Genomic DNA, 20,078 nt, shown 5'->3' on the forward strand with positions numbered 1-20,078 from the left:
CCGAAGCGTTGAACGAGCTCGGGTCCATGCTCGAGACGTACGAAATATGAGGGGAAGGCTCAGGGTCAGACCACCAATTCCGAAATGTTTCGTATAAATCGGGGTCAGACCACCAATTCCGAAATGTTTCGTATAAATCGGGGTCAGACCACCAATTCCGAAATGTTTCGGAATTGGTGGTCTGACCCTAATGGCGTTGACTTAAGCTATTTTCTTAGTTTTCCTGAATGGGTAGCGCTGCGATTTCGATTTAACGACCCGGTCATGTTTCCTGCCGGGTCGTTTTACAGTGAGCTCGGTGACGAGCCTTTGCCGCATGTTCTGAAGCAAGGATGGCAGCTTGCCTTGCGCCCGAGTGGCGGCAGCCCAAAGCAGTTCATATTGGATGGTGTGAAACGCACGCACGAAACTGATGTCGGTCGGGGCACATCCGGCATCGAGCGCCGCCTTCGCGATTTCAAGTCGAATCAGGTTGTAGGCAATAATCGCGCCCCAAATCTCCTGCATGACGCCGTCGACCGTTTGACTACGCAACGTCAACGCCATGCCCATCATTGATTGTTTGAGCTCGCGGTAACTGGTTTCAATGTGCCAGCGGCGGGCGTAGCACGCGATCAGTTCAGCGGCCTTAAATGCGATGCGATCGGTCAGGGATGTGAGCAAGAAATGCTTTTGGCCTTTCGAATCGATCATCGCGATAGCGCGTGCGCGCCAAGTCTTGGACAGCTCGGGCGCCTTCTTGCGCGCCGCTGCCGACACTTGCATTTCCACGATCGCGTCATCTGGACCACCTTCGATAACGGTCCATTTGGTATTACTCTTGGCGGGAACGAGGAAATGACGATTGCGCCCGCGAGTGGTGATTCGACACAGCAGCTCCGCAGACAAGAAACCTTTATCGACGACGGTCAGCGAATCGTCGGCGATGCTGTCGATAAGTTCCATTGCGAAGGCTTTTTCGCTGGTGGCGTAAGGACCAAATCGTGCGTCGACAACCAGATGGGTGGGCACATGGGTCAGGGTCGCGCCGCGCACCTGGGGATAGCTCGCGACAGTCCCCTTGGCATAGGCCTGCGCCCCGAAGTGGGCCCGGTTTGCCGCACTGTCTTGGGTGCGCAGAGTGGTGCCGTCGATTGCCAATAAAACGAGGCCGTTGAACAGGTAGGCTTCTTTGTCCTGGCTGCTCCACGCCTTCGCCGACATCTGGCAAAGCCACTCGACGGGCTTCGCGCCAAGTCGCTGGCGCGCTCGTGTCACCGCACCATCCGTCACAAACGGCGCTGTTACGTTTGGCAGCGCCAAGTCCAGTTCAGCGAGTACCTCGCCGATAGAATGATGGCGATACAGCGCCAGTGCGATCACTAACCAGACGACCTGCTGCGCCGGGAGGCGACGATGGCGTATGCTTGCCTTCCCTTGCTCCACAAGGGCGGCCTCTATCCATTCAAACGGCAAATGTTCGCCGAGTCGGTTCCAGTCGAACGGCTCAGGTACTTCGTTGGCAAACAATATGGCGTCTGAAAGTATCACGCCGCAAAGTTAACACAACAAAATATTGTTTACAACACCAGAGCCACGAAAAAGTGGGCTTCAAAAGCTTAAGTCAACGCCATTATGGTCTGACCCCGATTTTAGAAACTTAAACGTCAGTGTGGGAGATGAGGAGGCGCTTGCCTTCGGTTTCGGCATCGGTGTCGCCGCCGCCCAGCGAGATGCCGACGGACATGATGTCGATCAGCAGGAGCTGCAGTATCCGCGAAATCATCGAGAGGAAGGTCGTGCTGTCTTCAGTGTGGTCCACCGACAGGCAGATCGTCGCCTTCTTCGCCAGCGGCGATTTGCTGCTGGTGATGGCGATGACGTCCGCTCCCGCCGTGCGCGCGGCATCCACCGCCGACAGCAGTTCCGGCAGCTTGCCCGAGGTGGAAATCGCGATGACCACGTCGCCCGGCTTCAGCAGTTCGGCGGCAAGCGTGAACAGGTGCGAATCGCCATACGACGAGGTCGGAATCCGGAAGCGGAAGAATTTGTGCTGGCCGTCCAGCGCCACCACGCGCGAGTTGCCCATCGCGTAGAACTCGACCTTGTTCGCCTTGCGCAGCAGGTGGATCGCGCGGTCGATCGATACCACGTCCAGCTGGTCGCGGAAGCGCAAAATCGCCGAAACCGTGTTGTCGATCACCTTCGCCGACAGGTCGTGCGTGCTGTCCGAGCGCCTCACCTGGCTGTGCCGCACAGGGATCGTGCCTGTCAGGCTGCTCGCGAACTTGAGCTTGAAGTCGGCCAGGCCCAGGAAGCCCAGCGAGCGACAGAAGCGGATCACCGTCGGCTGGCTGACATCGGCCAGGCGCGCGATTTCCGCGATCGGTTCGTTCAATACCTTGCGCGGATGCTCCAGCACCAGCGTCGCCACGCGCTGCTCGGCCGGCGACAACTCGTGCTGCAGGTGCTGCACCCGTTCCATCAGCGTGTTAGCGCCGCTGCGCCCGCGCAGGTGCTCGGACAGGATCGTCGCCACCCCGTAGAACGCGGGATTCGGCGTCATGATCACCCAGGTCGGAATCTGCGCCAGGTAGTCGGTGAATCGCCCCTTCGCCTCGAAGCGCGCGCGGAAGCCGGACTTGGCAAACCACTCCGCCATGCGCGGCACGATGCCGCCGCCGATGAAGATGCCGCCGAACGCGCCCAGCGTCACCGCCAGGTTGGCCGCGGCGCCGCCCAGCATGCCGCTGAAGCAGTCGAGGACTTCGATGCACAGCGGGTCGTTCTGTTCCAGCGCGCCGCTGATGATCTCGGGCGAGGTGCGCGGCGCGACGTCCATGCCGTTGCGCTGGGCGAGCGCGCGGTAGATGATCTCCATGCCGGGCCCGGAAATCAGGCGCTCGTTCGAGACGTGCGACCATTCCTTCCATGCGTACTGCAGGATCGCGAACTCGCGCTCGTCGGCCGGCGCGAAGTTGACGTGGCCGCCTTCGCTGCCGAGCGTGACGAAGCCGTCCACCGTCGGGATCACGCCGGATACGCCGAGGCCGGTGCCCGGTCCGAGCACGCCGATCACGGCGTTGTCCGCCGCCGCGCCGCCGCCGACTTGCATCACATCGTTGCCCGACAGGCCAGGCAGCGACATCGCCAGCGCGGTGAAATCGTTCACGATCAGCAACGTGTTCAGGCCAAGTTCGCGCCGCACTTCGTCGGTCGAGAACTGCCAGTCGCGATTGGTCATGCGGATCATGTCGCCGCTGATCGGGTTCGCCAGCGCGAACGCGGCGTGGTTGATGCGGGTGCCGGCGTGGTCGGCGAGGTAGGAATGCAGCAGCGGCACGATGCCGCTGTAGTCGTCGCACTTCAGCACGCTCACCGAGCGCAGCACGCCGGGAGCGGTTTCAAGCGCGAAGCGCGCATGGGTGGCGCCAATATCGGCCAGCAGGCGCGGGCCGTCCGCGTAGGCGGTGCGGCTGTACTTCTGTTCAGTATCGAGTTCTTTGGTCATTGCTGTCGCATAGGTCGGAATCGCGACAAGGATACCCTATTGTAGGTAATGGACCAACAATGGTTTTTGAAGGATGCAGGCGGGGTAAATGGATGGGCTTTTGTGCCGGAGTTGGCGGAAGAGCGAGGGATCTTCCGCCATTGCCGCCTCAATCTACTGCTGGCCGATCAGCACCACGCTGCCCACCCCGTCGAACTGCGCCCTCCCGTTCGATACCACGGCGGTTTTGCCGGTGTAGTGATCGCGCACCTTGTCGCCATCCGCGAACACGCCTGCCACCGGAATCGCGGCAGGCTTCCCGGCCGCGACGTCCAGCGCGACAACAACCTTGTCCTTCACGCCGTTACGCTCCAGCGTCCGCGCGAAGGTGTAGGGGCTGTCCGCCAGCTTCCTGTGCACGCCTCCGCCCACCGCCGGATGCGCCTTGCGGAACTGCCCGAGCAGCGCCCAGTGCTTCTGCACGTCTGCCACGCGGTATCCGTCTCGCTGCGCATTCGAGGCCAGGTCCTGCCAGTTCATGAAGGTGCGAAGATGGGCGTCGCCCTGCGCGCCTTCATGCTTCAGAACGCGCGCGGCCTCGTCGCCGTAGTACACCTGCGCCGCGCCCGGCGCCAATAGCAGCAGGTTCGCCGACTCGTACGGCTTGGCGCGCATCGCGTCGAATGGCGCGCCGTCGTCGTGGGAGCTCAGGTAGTTGAGCACCGAATAACCCTTCATCGGGCCGTTCAGCTGGTCCGAGTACGACGAGAACAGCTTCTCGTAGCCCAGCTTCGCATCTTCCTTGAAGCTGAAGTTGATCATGTTGTCGAATCCATTGGCGAGGAAGTCGACGTAATTTGCGCCGCCCATGTCGAACTTGCGCCCATGCCCGATCGCGTAGTTATACACCTCGGAGGTCATGAAGAACTTGTCGTCGCCGAGCTTCTTCTTCGGATTCGCGCGCTTCCAGTCTTCAAACGCATCGCCTGCGACCTTCTTCAATTCAAGCCACACCTCTGGCTCCGTATGCTTGACCGTATCGCCGCGGAAGCCGTCGAAGCCGTACTTGCGAACCCAGTCCGCATGCCATTTCATCAGGTAGTAGCGCGGCGTGCGCGGATAGCCGGTGCGCTTGAAGAACTCGTCCAGCTCCTTCACCTCGCGCTCGTAGCGGCCTTCCTTCTTCCACTTGGCCACCAGCTGCGGCGGCAGTGCGACCGGCTTGACGCTGTCGGTGCGGATGTCCGGCAGGTTCTTCACCAGCGTGCACTGGATAGTCGTCACTGCATCCTTGTACGTGCATACCGGGCCGGTGCGCACCCAGTCTTCCGGCCATGCCGTGTCGGTCTGCGTCACTGGACCGGTGTGGTTCATCACCACGTCGAGCAGTACGCGGATGCCGTGGGCATGCGCGGTGTCGACCAGCTTGCGCACGTCCGCTTCGGTACCGAGGTTGGCGTCCACCTTCGTGAAGTCCTTGGCCCAGTAGCCGTGGAAGCCGTAGGACTTGCCGGTGCCTTCATCCGTGCCTTCGTGGATCTGTTCCACCGGCGGCGTGATCCAGATGGCGGTCACGCCCAGCTTGTCGAAGTAGCCTTCCCTGATTTTAGCCGTGATGCCGGCCAGGTCGCCGCCCAGGTAGCCGCGCATCGGCGCGCCGTCGGCCTTGCGGCCGTAGGCCAGGTCGTTCTTCCTGTCGCCGTTGTTGAACCTGTCCGTCAACAGGAAATATACCGTCGCGTTCTCCCACATGAACGGCTGTGCGGCAGGCGCCGCGACAGCTGGCTGCGCCATGGCGCCAAGTGCGAGCGCCACTGAGATGGCGAGGGCGGTAGATTTCATTGGTATGTTCCTGTCTTTTGTAGTTGTGGTTGGAGTTTCAGGTAATGACGGTTGGCCTGTCGCGGCCGGTGCGCTGGCCGATCCCGGCCAGGTGTCCAGCAATTGACGCCAGTTCCGCCAGCGCTTCCTGGGTGGGAATGCCATGGCGCGACGGGTCGGCTTCGTATCTTTCGAGATACAGGCGGATGGTCGCGCCTTCGGTTCCGGTGCCGGAAAGCCGCAGCACGATGCGCGAGCCATCCGTCATGACGATGCGTATTCCCTGCTTCTGCGCGAGCGATTGATCCACCGGGTCGGTGTACACGAAGTCGTCGGCGTAGTCGACGGTGTAGCTGCCAAGCCGGGTGCCAGCAAGACTGCCGGCGCCGGCACGCAGCTGCACCATCATGGCATCGGCTTCGAGCGCGTCGACAGCCTCGTAGTCGTGGCGCGAGTAGTAGTTGCGGCCGAAGCGCGCCCAATGCTCGCGCACGATGGTGTCAACCGGCTTGCCGCTGGCGGCGATCAGGTTCAGCCAGAACAGCACCGCCCACACGCCATCCTTTTCGCGGATGTGGTCCGAGCCGGTTCCGTAGCTCTCCTCGCCGCATAGCGTCACCAGGCCCGCGTCCATCAGGTTGCCGAAGTACTTCCAGCCGGTCGGCGTTTCGTAGCACGGCACGCCCAGCGCCTGCGCCACCCGGTCGGCTGCGGTGGACGTCGGCATCGAGCGTGCGATGCCCTTGATGCCTGCGCGGTAGCCGGGCGCCACGTGCGCATTCGCGGCGATGATGGCAAGGCTGTCGGACGGCGTGACCGCGACGCCGCGCCCGACGATCATGTTCCGGTCGCCGTCGCCGTCAGAGGCAGCGCCGAAGTCAGGTGCGTCCGGTGCGTCCATCAGCGCGATCAGTTCCGCCGCATTGAAAGGGTTCGGGTCCGGGTGATGGCCACCGAAGTCCTCCAGCGGCGTGCCGTTGATGACGGTGCCGGCCGGCGCGCCCAGCATGCCTTCGATGATGGTGCGGGCATACGGCCCCGACACCGCGCTCATGCCGTCGAAGCACATGCGGAAGCCGCTCGCGAACAGCGCGCGGATGGCGCCGAAATCGAACAGCTGCTGCATCAGTTCCGCATAATCGGCCACCGCGTCGACAACGGCCACTTCCATGCCTTCGATGCGCGAAGTCCCGATTCGGTCCAGGTCGACCGGTCCCTCGTCGCTGATGCGCCAAGCGGTCAGGTGTTCGGTGTTGGTGAAGATCGCTTCGGTGATGCGCTCCGGCGCGGGGCCGCCGTTGCCGATGTTGTACTTGATGCCGAAGTCGCCGTGCGGCCCGCCGGGGTTATGGCTTGCCGAGAGCACGATGCCGCCGAAGGCGCCGTGCTTGCGCACGATGCAGCTGAGGGCAGGCGTCGACAGGATGCCGCCCTGCCCGACCAGCACCCGGCCGACACTATTGGCGGCGGCCATGCGCAGGATGGTTTGTATGGCTTCGCGGTTGAAGTAGCGCCCGTCGCCGCCGACCACGAGGGTCTGGCCGGCGATGTCGGGGAAGGTGTCGAAAATGGCCTGCACGAAGTTCTCGAGGTAGCCGGGCTGCTGGAACTCGGCCACTTTCTTGCGCAAGCCGGAGGTGCCGGGGCGCTGCCCGGCAAACGGAACTGTGTTGACTGTCTGGATGGTCATGTTTTCGTCCTGTCGGCTGGTCTTAGGCTGGAATGACGATACGACAGGTCGAAAATTCGCGGCGCATGGATAGTCTTGGACTTACTTCGCTTCCGGCGCCTTGTCGGTGACGAACAGCGTCAGCACGCCGGCCAGCGCCATGCACGCGCCGCCCAGCATCAGCGTCTTGACGGTGTGGCCGCCGAAGAAGTGGCTGGTCACCCAGCCGAGCAGCAGGCCGCTGACGATCTGCGGGATCACGACGAAGAAGTTGAACAGCCCCATGAAGTAGCCCATGCGCCTGGCCGGCAGCGCGCCCGCCAGGATCGCGTACGGCATGGTCAGGACGCTGGCCCACGCGATGCCCACGCCGATCATCGGGTAGATCAGCGTCTGCTTGTCGGTGATCATGAATATGCTGGCAAGACTGGCGCCGCCAATGAGCAGGCAGGTGGTGTGGACGACCTTGCGGCTGGTGGCGCGCGCGAATATCGGCAGGATGAAGGCGGCCAGCGCCGACACGCCGTTGTACACGCCGAACATGATGCCTACCCAGTTGCCCGCGTCCTGGAACGCCTCGGACTGCGCATTGGTGGTGCCCCACACATTGTCGGCCACCGCGGTGCCGGTGTAGATCCACATCGCGAACAGTGCGATCCACGTGAAGAACTGCACAAAGGCCAGCTGCACCATCGTCTTGGGCATCTTGCCGAAGCCGCCGAGGATTTCAGCGATGGCGTGGCCAAGGCCTGCGCTTGCCTTGCGCTCGGCGCGGAACTGCGCCAGGTCGTCAGGCGGCGCTTCCGTGGCGGTGAACACCGTCCACATCACCGACAGCAGGTAGACCAGCGCGCCGATGTAGAACGAGAAGCGCACCGTGTCGGGAATCATGCCGTTGACCGGCACGTTGCTGACCGCGAAGTAGTCCGAGAAGATGGTCGGCAGCAGCGACGCCACCACCGCGCCGCAGCCGATGAAGAAGGTCTGCATCGCGTAGCCGGCGGTCTGCTGGGTCACATCGAGCTTGTCGCCGACGAAGGCGCGGAACGGCTCCATCGAGACATTGATCGCGGCGTCCATCATCCACAGGACGGCGACCGCCATCCACAAGGTGGTCGAATTCGGCATCAGGAACAAGGCCAGCGACGCGAAGATCGCGCCCAGGAAGAAGAACGGACGGCGGCGGCCCCAGTACGGGTGCCAGGTGTTGTCGCTCATGTAGCCGATCACCGGCTGGACCAGCAGGCCGGTCACGGGCGCGGCAAGCCAGAACAGCGGCAGGTCGTCGGGCGACGCGCCCAGCGTGGAGAAGATGCGGCTGGTGTTGGCGTTTTGCAGCGCGAAGCCGAACTGGATGCCGAAAAATCCGAAACTCATGTTCCACAGCTGCCAGAACGTCAGCCTTGGTTTAAGCGATGCCATTTCCATCTTCATTGTGTGTCCCCAAATAGATCCAGCCCAGTGCCGGGCCTTTGATTCAATAGCCGATGACGATCTTGCCGCTGTCGTTATCGATGATTACGCTGCTTGTCCTTGCTGTTCCGGCAAACGCGTGGGCGCCGCTGTCGAGCGATACGCGCTTGCCGTTGATGTCCAGCGCCGCGGTGTCGCCGAAGCCGTGCAGCACCAGCTGCAGCTTGCTGAATTTCGATTTGTAGCTTCCCTCGGCAGCGCCGATATCGATGCGGCGTGCCGATGCATCATAGCCGATCGTGCGCTTGTAGAACGCGCCTTTCTGGTACGCGAAGCTGGCGCCGTCGTCTTCGTAATACAGCTGGCTTGTGCCCGCGCCGCCCTTGTAGATATGCAGTGCCAGCGGGCCGGCCGGTTTTTCGCTGGTGGTCTGCACCAGCGCTTGCACCGGCACCACGCTGCCCGCCTTGACGTACACCGGCAGCCGCGCCTGCGACAGCTCGACGATGCGTTCCTGCCCACCTTCCTGCACCGCATCCGTATGCAGCTCGTACCACTGGCCGGCCGGGAAGTAGACCTTCGCGAGGTCCTTCGTGCTTTCGAACGGCGCCACCAGGAAGGCCTTGCCGAACATGTACTGGTTCTGGAACGCGGGCGCGTACACGCTGGCGTCGTGGGTGTAGTCGATCGCCAGCGAGCGCATCACCGGTTCTCCCGTGCTTGCGGCGTCGTGGAAAGCCGAATACAGGTAGGGCATCAGCCGGTAGCGCAGGCTGATGTAGTTGCGCGAAATTGTTTCGACGTCCTCGCCGTAAGTCCATGGCTCCGACGAGCGGGTGTCGTTGGCGGCGTGGTTGCGGAAGTAAGGCGTGAAGGCGCCGATCTGCATCCAGCGTCCATACAGCGGCTTGGTGGCGCTGCCGATAAAGCCGCCGACGTCCATGCCGGTGAACGGAATGCCCGACAGGCCAAGGCTGTTCATCAGGCGCACGCCCAGCAGCATGTGGTCTTCCTCGGCGCGGTTGTCGCCGGTCCAGATGGCGGTGTAGCGCTGCAGGCCCGCGAATCCGGCGCGCGTCAGCATGAAGGGGCGCTGGGCGGTGGCTTCCTTCATGCCCTCGTAGCTGGCGCGCGCCATCTCCAGCGCGTAGACATTGTGGCCCTGCTTGTGCGTGGTCGGCTGGCCGTCGAAGTCGAACAGCACGTTGTTCGGCATTTTCTGGCCCCAGGTGGATATCTCGTTCATGTCGTTCCACAGCCCGGCCACGCCTGCCTTTGCATAGGTGCGCACCTCATCGCGCCACCATGCGCGGCCGCCCGCGCTGGTGAAGTCCGGGAAGTGGCACCAGCCCGGCCAGACTTCGCCGGTGTAGTTGGCGCCGTCCGGGTACTTCAGGAAGATGCCTGCCTTCAGCCCGCGCTCGTGCGCACCGTAGCCCTTTTCCACCTTGATGCCCGGGTCGACGATAACCGTGGTCTTGAATCCCATGCCGTCCAGCTTCGCGATCATGCCGGCCGGGTCGGCGAAGCGCGTTTTGTCCCAGGTGAACAGCTTGTAGGCGTCCATGTAATGGATGTCGAGCGTGATGCCGTCGGCAGGTATCTTCTTTCCGCGCAGGGTCTGTGCGATACGCAGCACTTCCGTATCGGGGAAGTAGCTGTAGCGGTTCTGCTGGTAGCCCAGGCTCCACAGCGGCGGCAGCGGCATGCGTCCCGTCAGCGCGGTGTACGAGCCGATGATGTCGGCCACGCGCGGGTGGTGGATGAAGTAGTAGTTCATCTCCCCGCCCTGCGCCGAGAACGACGCGAAGCGGTTGTTGCTGGCGCCGAAATTGAAATCGCTCTGGTAGCTGTTGTCGAAGAAGATCCCGTAGTTCAGGCCATGGTGGACGCCGATATAGAACGGCACGCTCGCATACAGCGGGTCGGTCTCGGTGCCGTACTTGAAGGCGTCGGTGTTCCAGTTGGTATAGGCGCTGCCGCGGCGGTCAAGGTTGCCGGTCTTTTCGCCGAGGCCGATGAAGCGTTCGCCGTCCTTCAGCTTCTTGTAGGTGGCGACTTCTTCGCCGATCCACGACGTGCCCAGGCCGGGCTCGTCCTGGTTGATCACCTTGCCGTCCAGGGTCGTGAAGGTGATCGCGAACGGGCGCTTGTTCACGCGCGCGATCATCGCATCGGTGGTGACGACGACTTCGTCGGCGCCGTCAAGGACCGCCGTGCGCGCGGCGACCGGTTTGCCGACGACCGCATACGAAAAATCGCGGCCCAGTTGCTGCTTGTCGATGCGGACGCGGATGACCGAAGGGCTGTAGACCGTCAGCTCGACGTGCGCATTTTCGGTCCGCAGGCGCACCTGCTGGCCCGACACCTCGACCGACTGCACCTGCCCGGCCGGCAGCACCGGCTGGGCGCTTGCGGCGACACCGCCGAAAGCAAGGACCAACGCGAGAAGAATTCTCGGTGTTACTTTCATCAAGGTAACTTTCAGCGGACAGTGCCAGGAAGGAGGAAATGGTAAATCGCGATTTGTAGGAAAATAACATGGCGATTTCTAAGTGTCAATCCAAACCACTTCATAGTAGAATCAACAGACAATGATAAAAGAAATTGTTGTTTTTGTAGTCAAATAACACAACACGTATTGGAGACAACATGCTGGACATGCAAAAGCGCCTCAGCAACTCATTCTTCGCGATCACCGCCCTGCCATCCACGGCCATGGGTTTCGCGCTGTGTATCCAGATTTCGGCCCTGAGCTGGCTTCTGAGCACCAAATACAAGCTGGAGATCCATGAAATCGGCATCGTCTGGGCGGCCGGACCGTTGGCCGGCATCCTTGGCCAGATGATCATCGGCCTCATCAGCGACAAGACCTGGCTCTGGGGCGGACGGCGCCGTCCCTTCATCCTTGTCGGCGGCGTACTTGCGGCGCTGATGGTATTCCTGCTGCCGCGCATCGACGTGGTCGCCGACGTGCTCGGCATCGGCAACCTGCTGGTGGTCGCCGTGATCGTCGCGCTGACGCTCGACCTGTCGATCAACATCGGCTTCAACCCCACCCGCTCGTTGATCGCGGACGTCACGCCCGACGGCGAAGCCCGCACGCGCGGCTTCACCTGGATGCAGACCATCTCCGGCTTCTGGGGCGTGATGGCCTACCTGATCGGCGCCTTCATCGACAACTACGCGCTGATCTCGATCGGCGTCGTCATCGTGTTTGCATTCTCCGTCGTGCCGATGTTCTTCGTCGAAGAGCCGCGCGTACTGGCCGCGCCGGCGCAAACCGCGGCGGCCACAGGCACCGAATGGGGCCAGCTGTGGCGCATCTACTTTGCGCACGGGTTCTCGTGGATTGGCGTGCAGGCCATGTTCGTCTATATCATCGCCTTCATCCAGCAGCACATCGTACCGGCCGGCCTGCCTGCCGCCGACGCATCGGCGCAGTCCGGGCACGTGATCGCGATATCGTTCGCGGTGATGAACGTGGTCGGCTTCATGCTGCCGGCGCTGGTGCTTGCGCCGCTGGCATCCCGGATCGGCCGCGTGCGCACCCAGGCACTCTGCATCGGCCTGATGGCCGCCGGCTACTTCGGCATCGCGCTGGCCGCGCGCACCCCGGCCACGCTGTACGTGCTGATGGCGGTCGTCGGCATCGGCTGGGCCGCAGTGGTCAGCCTGCCGTTCGCGATCATGAGCGAAAAGGTCGACAAGAGCCGCATGGGCTTCTTCATGGGATTGTTCAACCTGTCCGTCGTGATTCCGCAACTGATGTCGACCGGGATCGGCTTCGCGCTGAACCGCGCGGTCGACAAGAGCGTGCTTTTCATGATCTGCGGCGCATGCCTCGCAGTGTCGGGCATGCTGTGGATGCTGGTCAGCGAAAAGCAGCAGGCTGCTGCGGCAACCCAGCCTGCGTTAGCCGCAACGCATTGAGCGGCGCAGCGCGCCATGAGGACAATAACTACAAGGAGGAACCTTCGAATGCCATCGATCATCAAGCCTGTCCAACGAATCCGCTTCGGCCTGCTCATCGCCGCATTCGGCGCCGCGGCAGCCAGCGCCGCCGACATCAAGCCGGCGGCCGCTGTCCGGCCGTCGACCGCGCTGCCCGGCGTGTCCGTCCTGCCGGTGAAGCTCGACATTCCCGGCCTTGATCGGAAGCGCCAGCTGCGCCTGTACCTCCCACCGGGCTACGCCACTTCCGGCAAGCGCTATCCGGTGCTATACATGCACGACGGCCAGAACCTGTTCGACAACGCCACGTCATATGCGAGCGAATGGAAGGTCGACGAAACGCTGGACGCGCTGGCAAAGGAAGGCAAGCTGGAACTGATCGTCGTTGGGATCGACAACGGCGAGCAGAAACGCATGACCGAGTTGAATGCCTGGTCGAGCGAGCGCTTTGGACAGGCCGAGGGCAAGCAGTACATGGACTTCATCGTCAAGGTGGTCAAGCCGACGATCGACAAGGAGTACCGTACCCTGCCCGACCGCGCCAACACTGCCGTCATGGGCAGCTCGATGGGCGGGCTGATCTCGCACTACGCCATCAACGAGTATCCCGATGTGTTCAGCAAGGCAGGCGTATTCTCGCCGGCTTACTGGACTGCGGTTCCGGTGTTCGATTTCGTCAATGCGAAGCCGGCGCCGAAGGACGCTCGCGTCTATATGCTAATGGGGAGCGAGGAAGGCGAATCGATGGTGCCTGATGCGGAACGCATGGCGGCGCTGCTGGTGAAGACCGGCCATCCCACGTCGAACCTGTCGATGAAGGTTGTGCCGGGCGCGAAGCACAACGAAGGATTCTGGAGCGGCGAATTCCGCGACGCGGTACTGTGGATGTTCAAGCCTGGCAGCGTGCAGACCGTTAGCGCTAAACAGTAGATACTATGTATGAGGAGGGCGGGCCAGCAATAATCTCAAATTCATCCTAAAGTTAAAGTTCCACCAATATCTTTAAGGGAGAACGAGATGATGCCAGCCCGTGAAAATTATTTTACGCCTGCCGAATTGATTTTGGCAGTGTCCCTCGAACTTGCATCTAAGAAGTGGAAGATCGCCCTCCACGACGGTCAGCGCGAGAACGCCGCGATCAGGACTGTGGACGGGGAAGAACCGATGCAACGGCTGCGGCAAGTGCTTGCTGAGATCGCCCGGTGCAAGGAGAAGTGGGGGCTGCCCGAGAACGTCAGAGTGGTGGTTTTGTTCGAGGCGGGCCAGGACGGGTTCTGGATAGCGCGGGCATTGGAACAGTTCGGAGTGAAGGCCGTGATATGCGATCCGGCGAGCCTTCAGGTGGCGCGCCACGCGCGCCGGGCAAAGACTGACCGGCTGGACGCCATCGCCTTGGTGAGCGCACTGCGGGCCTGGCTGGGCGGCAAGCGAGACGCCATGCGCATCATTCGGATCCCGCCGGTGGAGGCCGAAGGGCAACGGCACCTGGCCCGCGACCGTGGCGAACTGCAGAAAGAGGTGCTGCAACACTGCGACAGGATGCGCAAGCTGCTGCGCACTGTGGGCTGCTGGACCGCCGTTGCAGGGGACTTCAAGCAGCGGCTTGAGCAAGGCAAGGTACGCTGCTACGACGGCTCCCCTTTGCCGCAGCACCTGCTGGAAAGGCTGCTGCGTGAATGCGAGCGTATGGCGCTCGTGGAGCAGCAGTACAACGAGTTGGAGAAGTCCTGGTTCAAGCAGCTGCCGGCGACGGTTCAGGACCGGGTGAGCAAGCTGCAGCGGCTCAGGGCAATCGGTGATGTGGGAAGCGAGCGTCTGGTGCTGGAACTGTTCTGGCGAAACTTCGAAAACCGAAGGCAGGTTGGCGCTGCGGTGGGTCTAGTCCCGCAGCCTTACGACAGCGGGAACAGCCATGCTGACCAGGGCATCAGCAAGCAGGGTAACCGACGCGTCCGATCGCTGCTCATCGAAATGAGCTGGTTCTGGCTACGCTACCAGCCCGAGAGTGCGATCAGCCGATGGTTTGCGGAGCGCACCGGCGGCAGCAAAAGCAAGCGCGGCCGACGGATCGCCATCGTCGCGGTGGCACGGCGCCTGGTCATCGCATTGTGGCGATATCTGGAGCATGACGTCGTGCCCGACGGGGCAAGGCTGAAGACGGCGGCCCACTGACACGTTGTTTGATTTGGTGATGATGTTGTGAGAAGGTGTCTGGCAAGGTAGTGAGCAGTTTGAAGTAGACAGGCCCGTGTTCCGCCCCGGTTACATGACAACCGCCAATAGTAGATGGGGCCTGTACGCATCACGGTCAACTTAAGCGTAAGCGCATGCAGTATCAGGCTAGGCGGCCAAGCCGTCAGCGGATAGAAGGTGGTGAGCTAAGTCTCACGTCGCAGACCGAGAGCTTCAAAATGCCATACCAGTTGCTTGGGTACCGAATCACAGAGTCATCGTGATGAAAATCCGTGGCGAGCAAGACGCACGATTGGTCGACATGGTGCAAAGGCGTAGAGCGTGCCTTTGCACCAAGCCGGACAGTGTACGGCTGTATCGCTGATGTCAAGGATTACCCCCTCCTTGACATCAGCGATACAGCCGGGAGATGGGTGGACTTGAGAGAAAAGCCCTTGACAACGTAGTGTTCATAAAAGGGTAGAAAGGCGGCGGATGTGCGGGGGCGCCGAGCCTGCGCTTATCCGCCGAATACAAGCTCGTTACTCCGCCGTCGAGCCCTTGCGGTGCGGCTTCTTGAACTTCGGGCCGCCCTTCTTCGGACCGCCTTCCGCCTTGCGCGAGCCGCCTTCCTTGCGCGGACCACTGTCCTTCTTCACCGCCGGCGCTTCGCCGTCGCGCGTGATGTTCAGCTGCTGGCCAGCCACCCATACCTTCTTCAGGTGATCCATCACGTCTGGCGGCAGGTCCGCCGGCAGGTCGAGCGTGCTGAAGTCGTCGTAGATCTCGATGCGGCCGATGTACTTCGATTCGATATTCGCTTCGTTGGCGATCGCGCCGACGATATTGCCCGGCTTGACGCCGTGGGAGTGACCCACTTCGATGCGGAACGTACCCATGCCCTCTTCCGGCTCACGCGCAACCCGTTCGCGGTCGCGCTTGAACGATGGGCCTTCCGAACGCGGCGAATCGAACCGCGGCGCACGTGCAGGCTGCTCGTCCTTCCATGCCGCAGGCGCCTTCGCTTCACGGTCAGGCTTCTCCAGCAGCAGCGGGATGTCGCCGCGCGCCAGCTTGGCCAGTGCCGCCGCGATCTCGATCGCCGGCACGTTCTGCTCGGCTTCGTATTCCTCGATCAGCGAACGGAAGGTATCGAGGCCTCCGGCGGCCAGGGTCTCCGCGATCTGGTCCTTGAACTTGGCAATGCGGACGTCGTTGATGGTCTTGATGGTCGGCAGCGTCATCAGCGTTACCGGCTGGCGCGTGGCGCGTTCGATCGCCTTCAGCAGGCCGCGCTCGCGCGGGGTGATGAACAGGATCGCTTCGCCGCTGCGGCCCGCGCGGCCGGTGCGGCCGATGCGGTGGGTGTAGCTTTCCGGGTCGGACGGCACATCGTAGTTGATGACATGGCTGATGCGCTCAACGTCCAGGCCGCGGGCGGCGACGTCGGTCGCTACCAGGATGTCGATCTTGCCGGCCTTGAGCTGCTCGATGGTGCGTTCGCGCTGCGCCTGCTGCATGTCGCCATTGATGGCGGTAGCGGCAAAGCCGCGCGCCTGCAGCTTGGTCGCCAGCTCCTCGGTACCGAGCTTGGTGCGGGCGAAGATGATCATGCCGTCGAACGGCTCGGCTTCGAGGATGCGGGTCAGCGCCTCGAGCTTCTGCATGCCGCTCACCAGCCAGTAGCGCTGGGTGATGTTTTCGGCGGTGCCGGTCTTGGCGGCCACGGTCACTTCCTGCGGGTCGCGCAGGTAGGTCTTGGCGATGCGCTTGATCGGCGGCGGCATGGTGGCCGAGAACAGCGCGGTCTGGCGCGAATCCGGGGTCTTTTGCAGGATCTGCTCGACGTCGTCGATAAAGCCCATGCGCAGCATCTCGTCGGCTTCGTCGAGCACGAGGGTCTTCAGCTGCGACAGGTCGAGCGAACCTTTTTCGAGGTGGTCGATGACGCGGCCCGGGGTGCCGACGACGACATGCACGCCGCGGCGCAAGGCCGACAGCTGCGGGCCGTAGCTCTGGCCGCCGTAGATCGGCAGCACGTGGAAGCCCCTGATGTGGGTGGCGTATTTCTGGAACGCCTCGGCGACCTGGATCGCCAGTTCGCGGGTAGGCGCGAGCACCAGCGCCTGGGGCGACTGCTGCTTGATGTCGAGGTTCGACAAGATAGGCAGCGCGAAGGCGGCGGTTTTACCGGTACCGGTCTGGGCCTGTCCGAGCACGTCGCGATTGGCCAGCAGCAGCGGGATGGTTGCAGCCTGAATCGGCGAAGGCGTTTCGTATCCGACCTCTTTCATCACCTTGAGGACAGCAGGCGACAGGTTCAGGTCGGAAAACAACGGAAGGGGGGTGTCAGACATGGAGGGTACTCGCTAAATTGGTGCAAAACCGACAGTTTACTCTCTTGTGGCCATGGCCGGGGCCAATCCTCTCCAAGAAAGCGCGACAGTCGAAATAGATGCTTATCTGAAAAATTCTAAAATCGGGGTCAGACCACCATTCTTGAAAGACTTCGTAAAATCGGGGTCAGACCACCATTCTTGAAAGACTTCGAAAATGGTGGTCTGACCCCGATTTACGCGGCCTCATGCTTGTCAATGCCGCGGACTTCAAGAGCGCCCAACCGGCAGTGCCGCCGCCGGCATTTACGACTTGTTAAAGGCCTTGCTGCCTTGGCTGTCTAAGGTCCGAAAACAAAAAAGCCCCTGACCAGAATCATCTGGAAAGGGGCTCCCGCTGTCTTGCGCCAGCCTACATCTTGTAGTTCACGCCGAACAGGATGGTCTTGCCGTAGGTAACTTCCTCGATCACGTTGTCCTTCGTCTTGCGGTAGCGGACGAATTTCGCGTTGTTGAGGTTGTTCACCGACAGGTTGAACGACAGGTTCTTCAGAGGACCGCTCTGGAACTCGTAACCCAGCTGCAGGTCGACGATTTTCTCGGCCGCGATGTAGGTCGGGGTGCGGTCGCCGGTGAAGGACGATACTTCGCCGATGAAGTCGGAACGATAGCGGTCAGCCACGCGTGCCGAGAAACCAGCCTTCTCGTAGTACAGCGTCAGGCTGCCGACCTTCTCCGACAGGCCTGGCAGCGGCATGTTGCCCGAGCCGCCTTCCGCCGTGTCAGGCAGCGAGACCGAACTCTTGGTCAACGCTCCGTTGGCCACCACGCCGAAGCCGTCGAGGAAGCCGGCCACCATGTTCAGCGGCAGCGATACAGTCGCTTCCAGGCCCTTGATGTTGCCGCCCGAGCCGTTGATCGGCGCGGTGAATTCGCCGATCTTCGATGGCAGCACCTGGGTGCCGGCCGTGATGAACGGGGTGAAGTCGAACGCGCGGCTGGTCGTCACGATGTAGGTGTCGAGCTTCTTGTAGAAGCCGGCAACGCTGGCGTACGCCTTGTTGTCCCAGTAGGCTTCATACGACAGGTCCAGGCCCTTGGCGCGGAACGGATCCAGCCTAGGATTGCCGCCGCTGCCGGTGTAGATGCCCTTCTGGGAATCGACGCCGAAGCCGTTCGATGCACGCATGTCGTTCATCGTCGGACGAGCCATGATCTTCGATACCGACAGGCGCAGCGACTGCTGGTCGGCCACGTCGAGGATGAAGTTCGCGCTTGGCAGCACGTCGGTGTAGCTGGTGCCGTCGGTGAACGGTGCTACCGGACGGGTCGCGTCGCTGGTGCCGCCCGATTTGTTAACCGAGTAGGCCGTCGATTCCTGCTCGGTCCTGACCACTTGCAGGCCAACCGCGCCGCGCAGTGGCATGCCGCCCAGCTTGGAATCGATGTTCATCTTGGCGAAGGCGGTCGTGATCTGTTCGTCGACGATCCAGTCCTTGTTGAAGATGTCCGGGTGCAGCTTCTGCTTCAGGTCGTACAGCGCGTTCATGTTGGCGACCGCATCGAAGGTCGGAACCATGATGCCGGTGTCGCCAGCCTGGCCTACGCCAGTGCCCGGGATCGCAACCGATGCGAAGCGGCCGCCGCCCTTCACTGCCAGCAGCGCTTCGGTGAATTCGCGCTGCTTCGAGCGGTCGGAGTAGTTCAGGCCGAGGTCGACGTTGCTGAAGAACAGGCCTTCAGGCAGGTCGCGCTTGGCGGAGAAACGCAGGGCCTTGATCTTGTCTTCGACCATAGGCGCCTTGGTGTAGCCGGCCTGGATGTCCGCGCCGCCCCAGCCCTGCACGTCGGTCAGCTTGATCGCGTTGCGGTCGGTGTAGTTCAGGCCCGGCACGAAAGTGTGGCTGCCGGCGGTGAACTTGATGGTGTCGAACACGCCGCTGGCGGTGCCTGCGTAGGTTTCGGTGTTGCGGCCGTCACGTTTCGCTTCGTTGTAGCTCAGGTCAGCTTGCGCGGTCCATACAGGACTGACGCGGAACTTGGTGTTCCAGCCGACCGACAGCATGTCGTCCTTGCTCTTTTCCGCGTCGTTGCGGATCACTGCGCGCACGTTGTTGAACGCGCCGCTGGTGGCGCTGCCGCCGGCGATGACTGGGTTGACCAGCTGGCCCGCGCGGTCGTACGCGTTGTCCGCGGCAACCCAGCTGTCGTTCAGTGGCGCCTGGAAGCCGTAGGTGACCTTGTTGCGGTCGTACTTCGAGTAGAACACGTCCAGGGTCGAGTTGAAGTCGCGGCTAGGACGGTACTGCAGCACCGCCATCGCGCCGTCGCGGGTCTGCTCTTCCTGGTTGGTGAAGGCGTTGAAGCCGTTGTATGGAACCTTGACGGTCGCGCCATTGAACTGCGCCTCGCCGGTGCCCCACGATTCGAACTTGGTGGTTTCGCCGCTGGTGCCTTCAAGGCGTGCGAAGCCCAGCGCCACACCGAAGGTGCGGTTCGCGAACTGGTCGATGTACGACACGCTGAAGCGGTTGCCGTTGCCTTCGGAATTGGTGCCGACGCCGTTTTTCTCGCGGCGGTAGTTGGCTGCCATGGTGCGGGTGCCGAAGTCCAGCGGACGCACGGTCTGCAGGTCGACGGTGCCCGACAGGCCCTGGCCTACCAGCGCGCCGTCAGGAGTCTTGTAGATCACCACGCCGGACAGCAGTTCTGCCGGGTACTGGTCGAATTCCACGCCGCGGCTGTCGCCGGTCGAAACCTGTTCGCGGCCGTTCAGCAGCGCGGTGGAGAAATCTGGGGACATGCCGCGGATCGACACGGCCGAGGCACGGCCGCCGCTGCGCTGCGCGGTCACGCCTGGCAGGCGCGCGATGGATTCGGCGATGCTCTGGTCCGGCAGCTTGCCGATGTCTTCAGCGGAAATCGCTTCAACGATGGAGTCGTTGTTTTTCTTGACCGAGATGGCGGCTTCGATACCACGGCGGATGCCGGTAACGACAACCGATTGCACCGGCGCGCCCTGGGCCGCGCTGGTGGTCGTTGCTTCTTGCGCAAAAGCGGAACCCGCCAGTGCCGATACGAATACGGCGCAACCTGCCGCTACCGGGCTCAGCCGGAATGCGATGCGCTGGTCAGGCGTGTTGGTGAATTTACTCATTTGTCCCCTCATCTCATCAGTACTACGCAATTCCCGTTTCTTAACTGCCATTTACGGGATCCATTAAGCTCACGTTACTACATGCTT

11 protein-coding genes are annotated in these 20,078 nt (G+C 62.2%); 3 read left to right on the top strand and 8 right to left on the bottom strand.

Translation table 11 applies throughout. The annotated features are described in order from the left end of the window. Window positions 1-201 precede the first annotated feature (201 nt). From D3872_RS13140 to D3872_RS13165, 6 genes are all read right to left on the bottom strand, one after another. Window positions 202-1,527 carry an IS4 family transposase gene (locus D3872_RS13140; protein ID WP_119811147.1) on the bottom strand — a complete coding sequence of 442 codons (1,326 nt, stop codon included), beginning with the start codon at window positions 1,525-1,527 and terminating at the stop codon, window positions 202-204. Between the two features lie 112 nt (window positions 1,528-1,639). Beyond that, window positions 1,640-3,490 (bottom strand): glucokinase, encoded by a 1,851-nt coding sequence (locus D3872_RS13145; RefSeq protein WP_119811193.1) that lies wholly within the window; start codon window positions 3,488-3,490, stop codon window positions 1,640-1,642. A gap of 153 nt (window positions 3,491-3,643) precedes the next feature. After that, window positions 3,644-5,311, bottom strand: coding sequence for an alpha-amylase family glycosyl hydrolase (locus D3872_RS13150; protein WP_119811194.1), 1,668 nt, complete (start codon window positions 5,309-5,311; stop codon window positions 3,644-3,646). A 37-nt stretch (window positions 5,312-5,348) separates the two neighbouring features. Beyond that, window positions 5,349-6,980, bottom strand: coding sequence for an alpha-D-glucose phosphate-specific phosphoglucomutase (locus tag D3872_RS13155; protein WP_119811195.1), 1,632 nt, complete (start codon window positions 6,978-6,980; stop codon window positions 5,349-5,351). 81 nt (window positions 6,981-7,061) lie between these two features. Then, window positions 7,062-8,387 carry an MFS transporter gene (locus D3872_RS13160; protein ID WP_119811220.1) on the bottom strand — a complete coding sequence of 442 codons (1,326 nt, stop codon included), beginning with the start codon at window positions 8,385-8,387 and terminating at the stop codon, window positions 7,062-7,064. A 49-nt stretch (window positions 8,388-8,436) separates the two neighbouring features. Beyond that, the gene (locus D3872_RS13165) at window positions 8,437-10,845 is read right to left on the bottom strand and encodes a glycoside hydrolase family 31 protein (RefSeq protein ID WP_119811196.1); all 2,409 of its coding nucleotides are present in this window, start codon (window positions 10,843-10,845) and stop codon (window positions 8,437-8,439) included. Window positions 10,846-11,024: 179 nt separating this feature from the next. Here D3872_RS13165 and D3872_RS13170 point away from each other — a divergent pair, with 179 nt between their 5' ends. From D3872_RS13170 to D3872_RS13180, 3 genes are all read left to right on the top strand, one after another. Next, entirely contained in the window at window positions 11,025-12,305 is a 1,281-nt protein-coding gene (locus tag D3872_RS13170; RefSeq protein WP_119811197.1) for an MFS transporter, read from the top strand. Between the two features lie 48 nt (window positions 12,306-12,353). Next, complete coding sequence (locus D3872_RS13175; RefSeq protein WP_119811198.1) at window positions 12,354-13,256, top strand: alpha/beta hydrolase; 903 nt, start codon at window positions 12,354-12,356, stop codon at window positions 13,254-13,256. 87 nt (window positions 13,257-13,343) lie between these two features. Next, window positions 13,344-14,498, top strand: coding sequence for an IS110 family RNA-guided transposase (locus D3872_RS13180; RefSeq protein WP_441295138.1), 1,155 nt, complete (start codon window positions 13,344-13,346; stop codon window positions 14,496-14,498). A 542-nt stretch (window positions 14,499-15,040) separates the two neighbouring features. On the opposite strand, the gene D3872_RS13185 is transcribed toward D3872_RS13180, so the two are convergent. Further along, window positions 15,041-16,855, bottom strand: a complete 1,815-nt coding sequence (locus tag D3872_RS13185; RefSeq protein WP_119811199.1) for a DEAD/DEAH box helicase — start codon at window positions 16,853-16,855, stop codon at window positions 15,041-15,043. A gap of 391 nt (window positions 16,856-17,246) precedes the next feature. After that, window positions 17,247-19,991, bottom strand: a complete 2,745-nt coding sequence (locus tag D3872_RS13190) for a TonB-dependent receptor (RefSeq protein WP_182915800.1) — start codon at window positions 19,989-19,991, stop codon at window positions 17,247-17,249. Window positions 19,992-20,078 lie beyond the last annotated feature (87 nt).

Source organism: Massilia cavernae, assembly GCF_003590855.1.
Classification (GTDB): domain Bacteria; phylum Pseudomonadota; class Gammaproteobacteria; order Burkholderiales; family Burkholderiaceae_D; genus Telluria_A; species Telluria_A cavernae.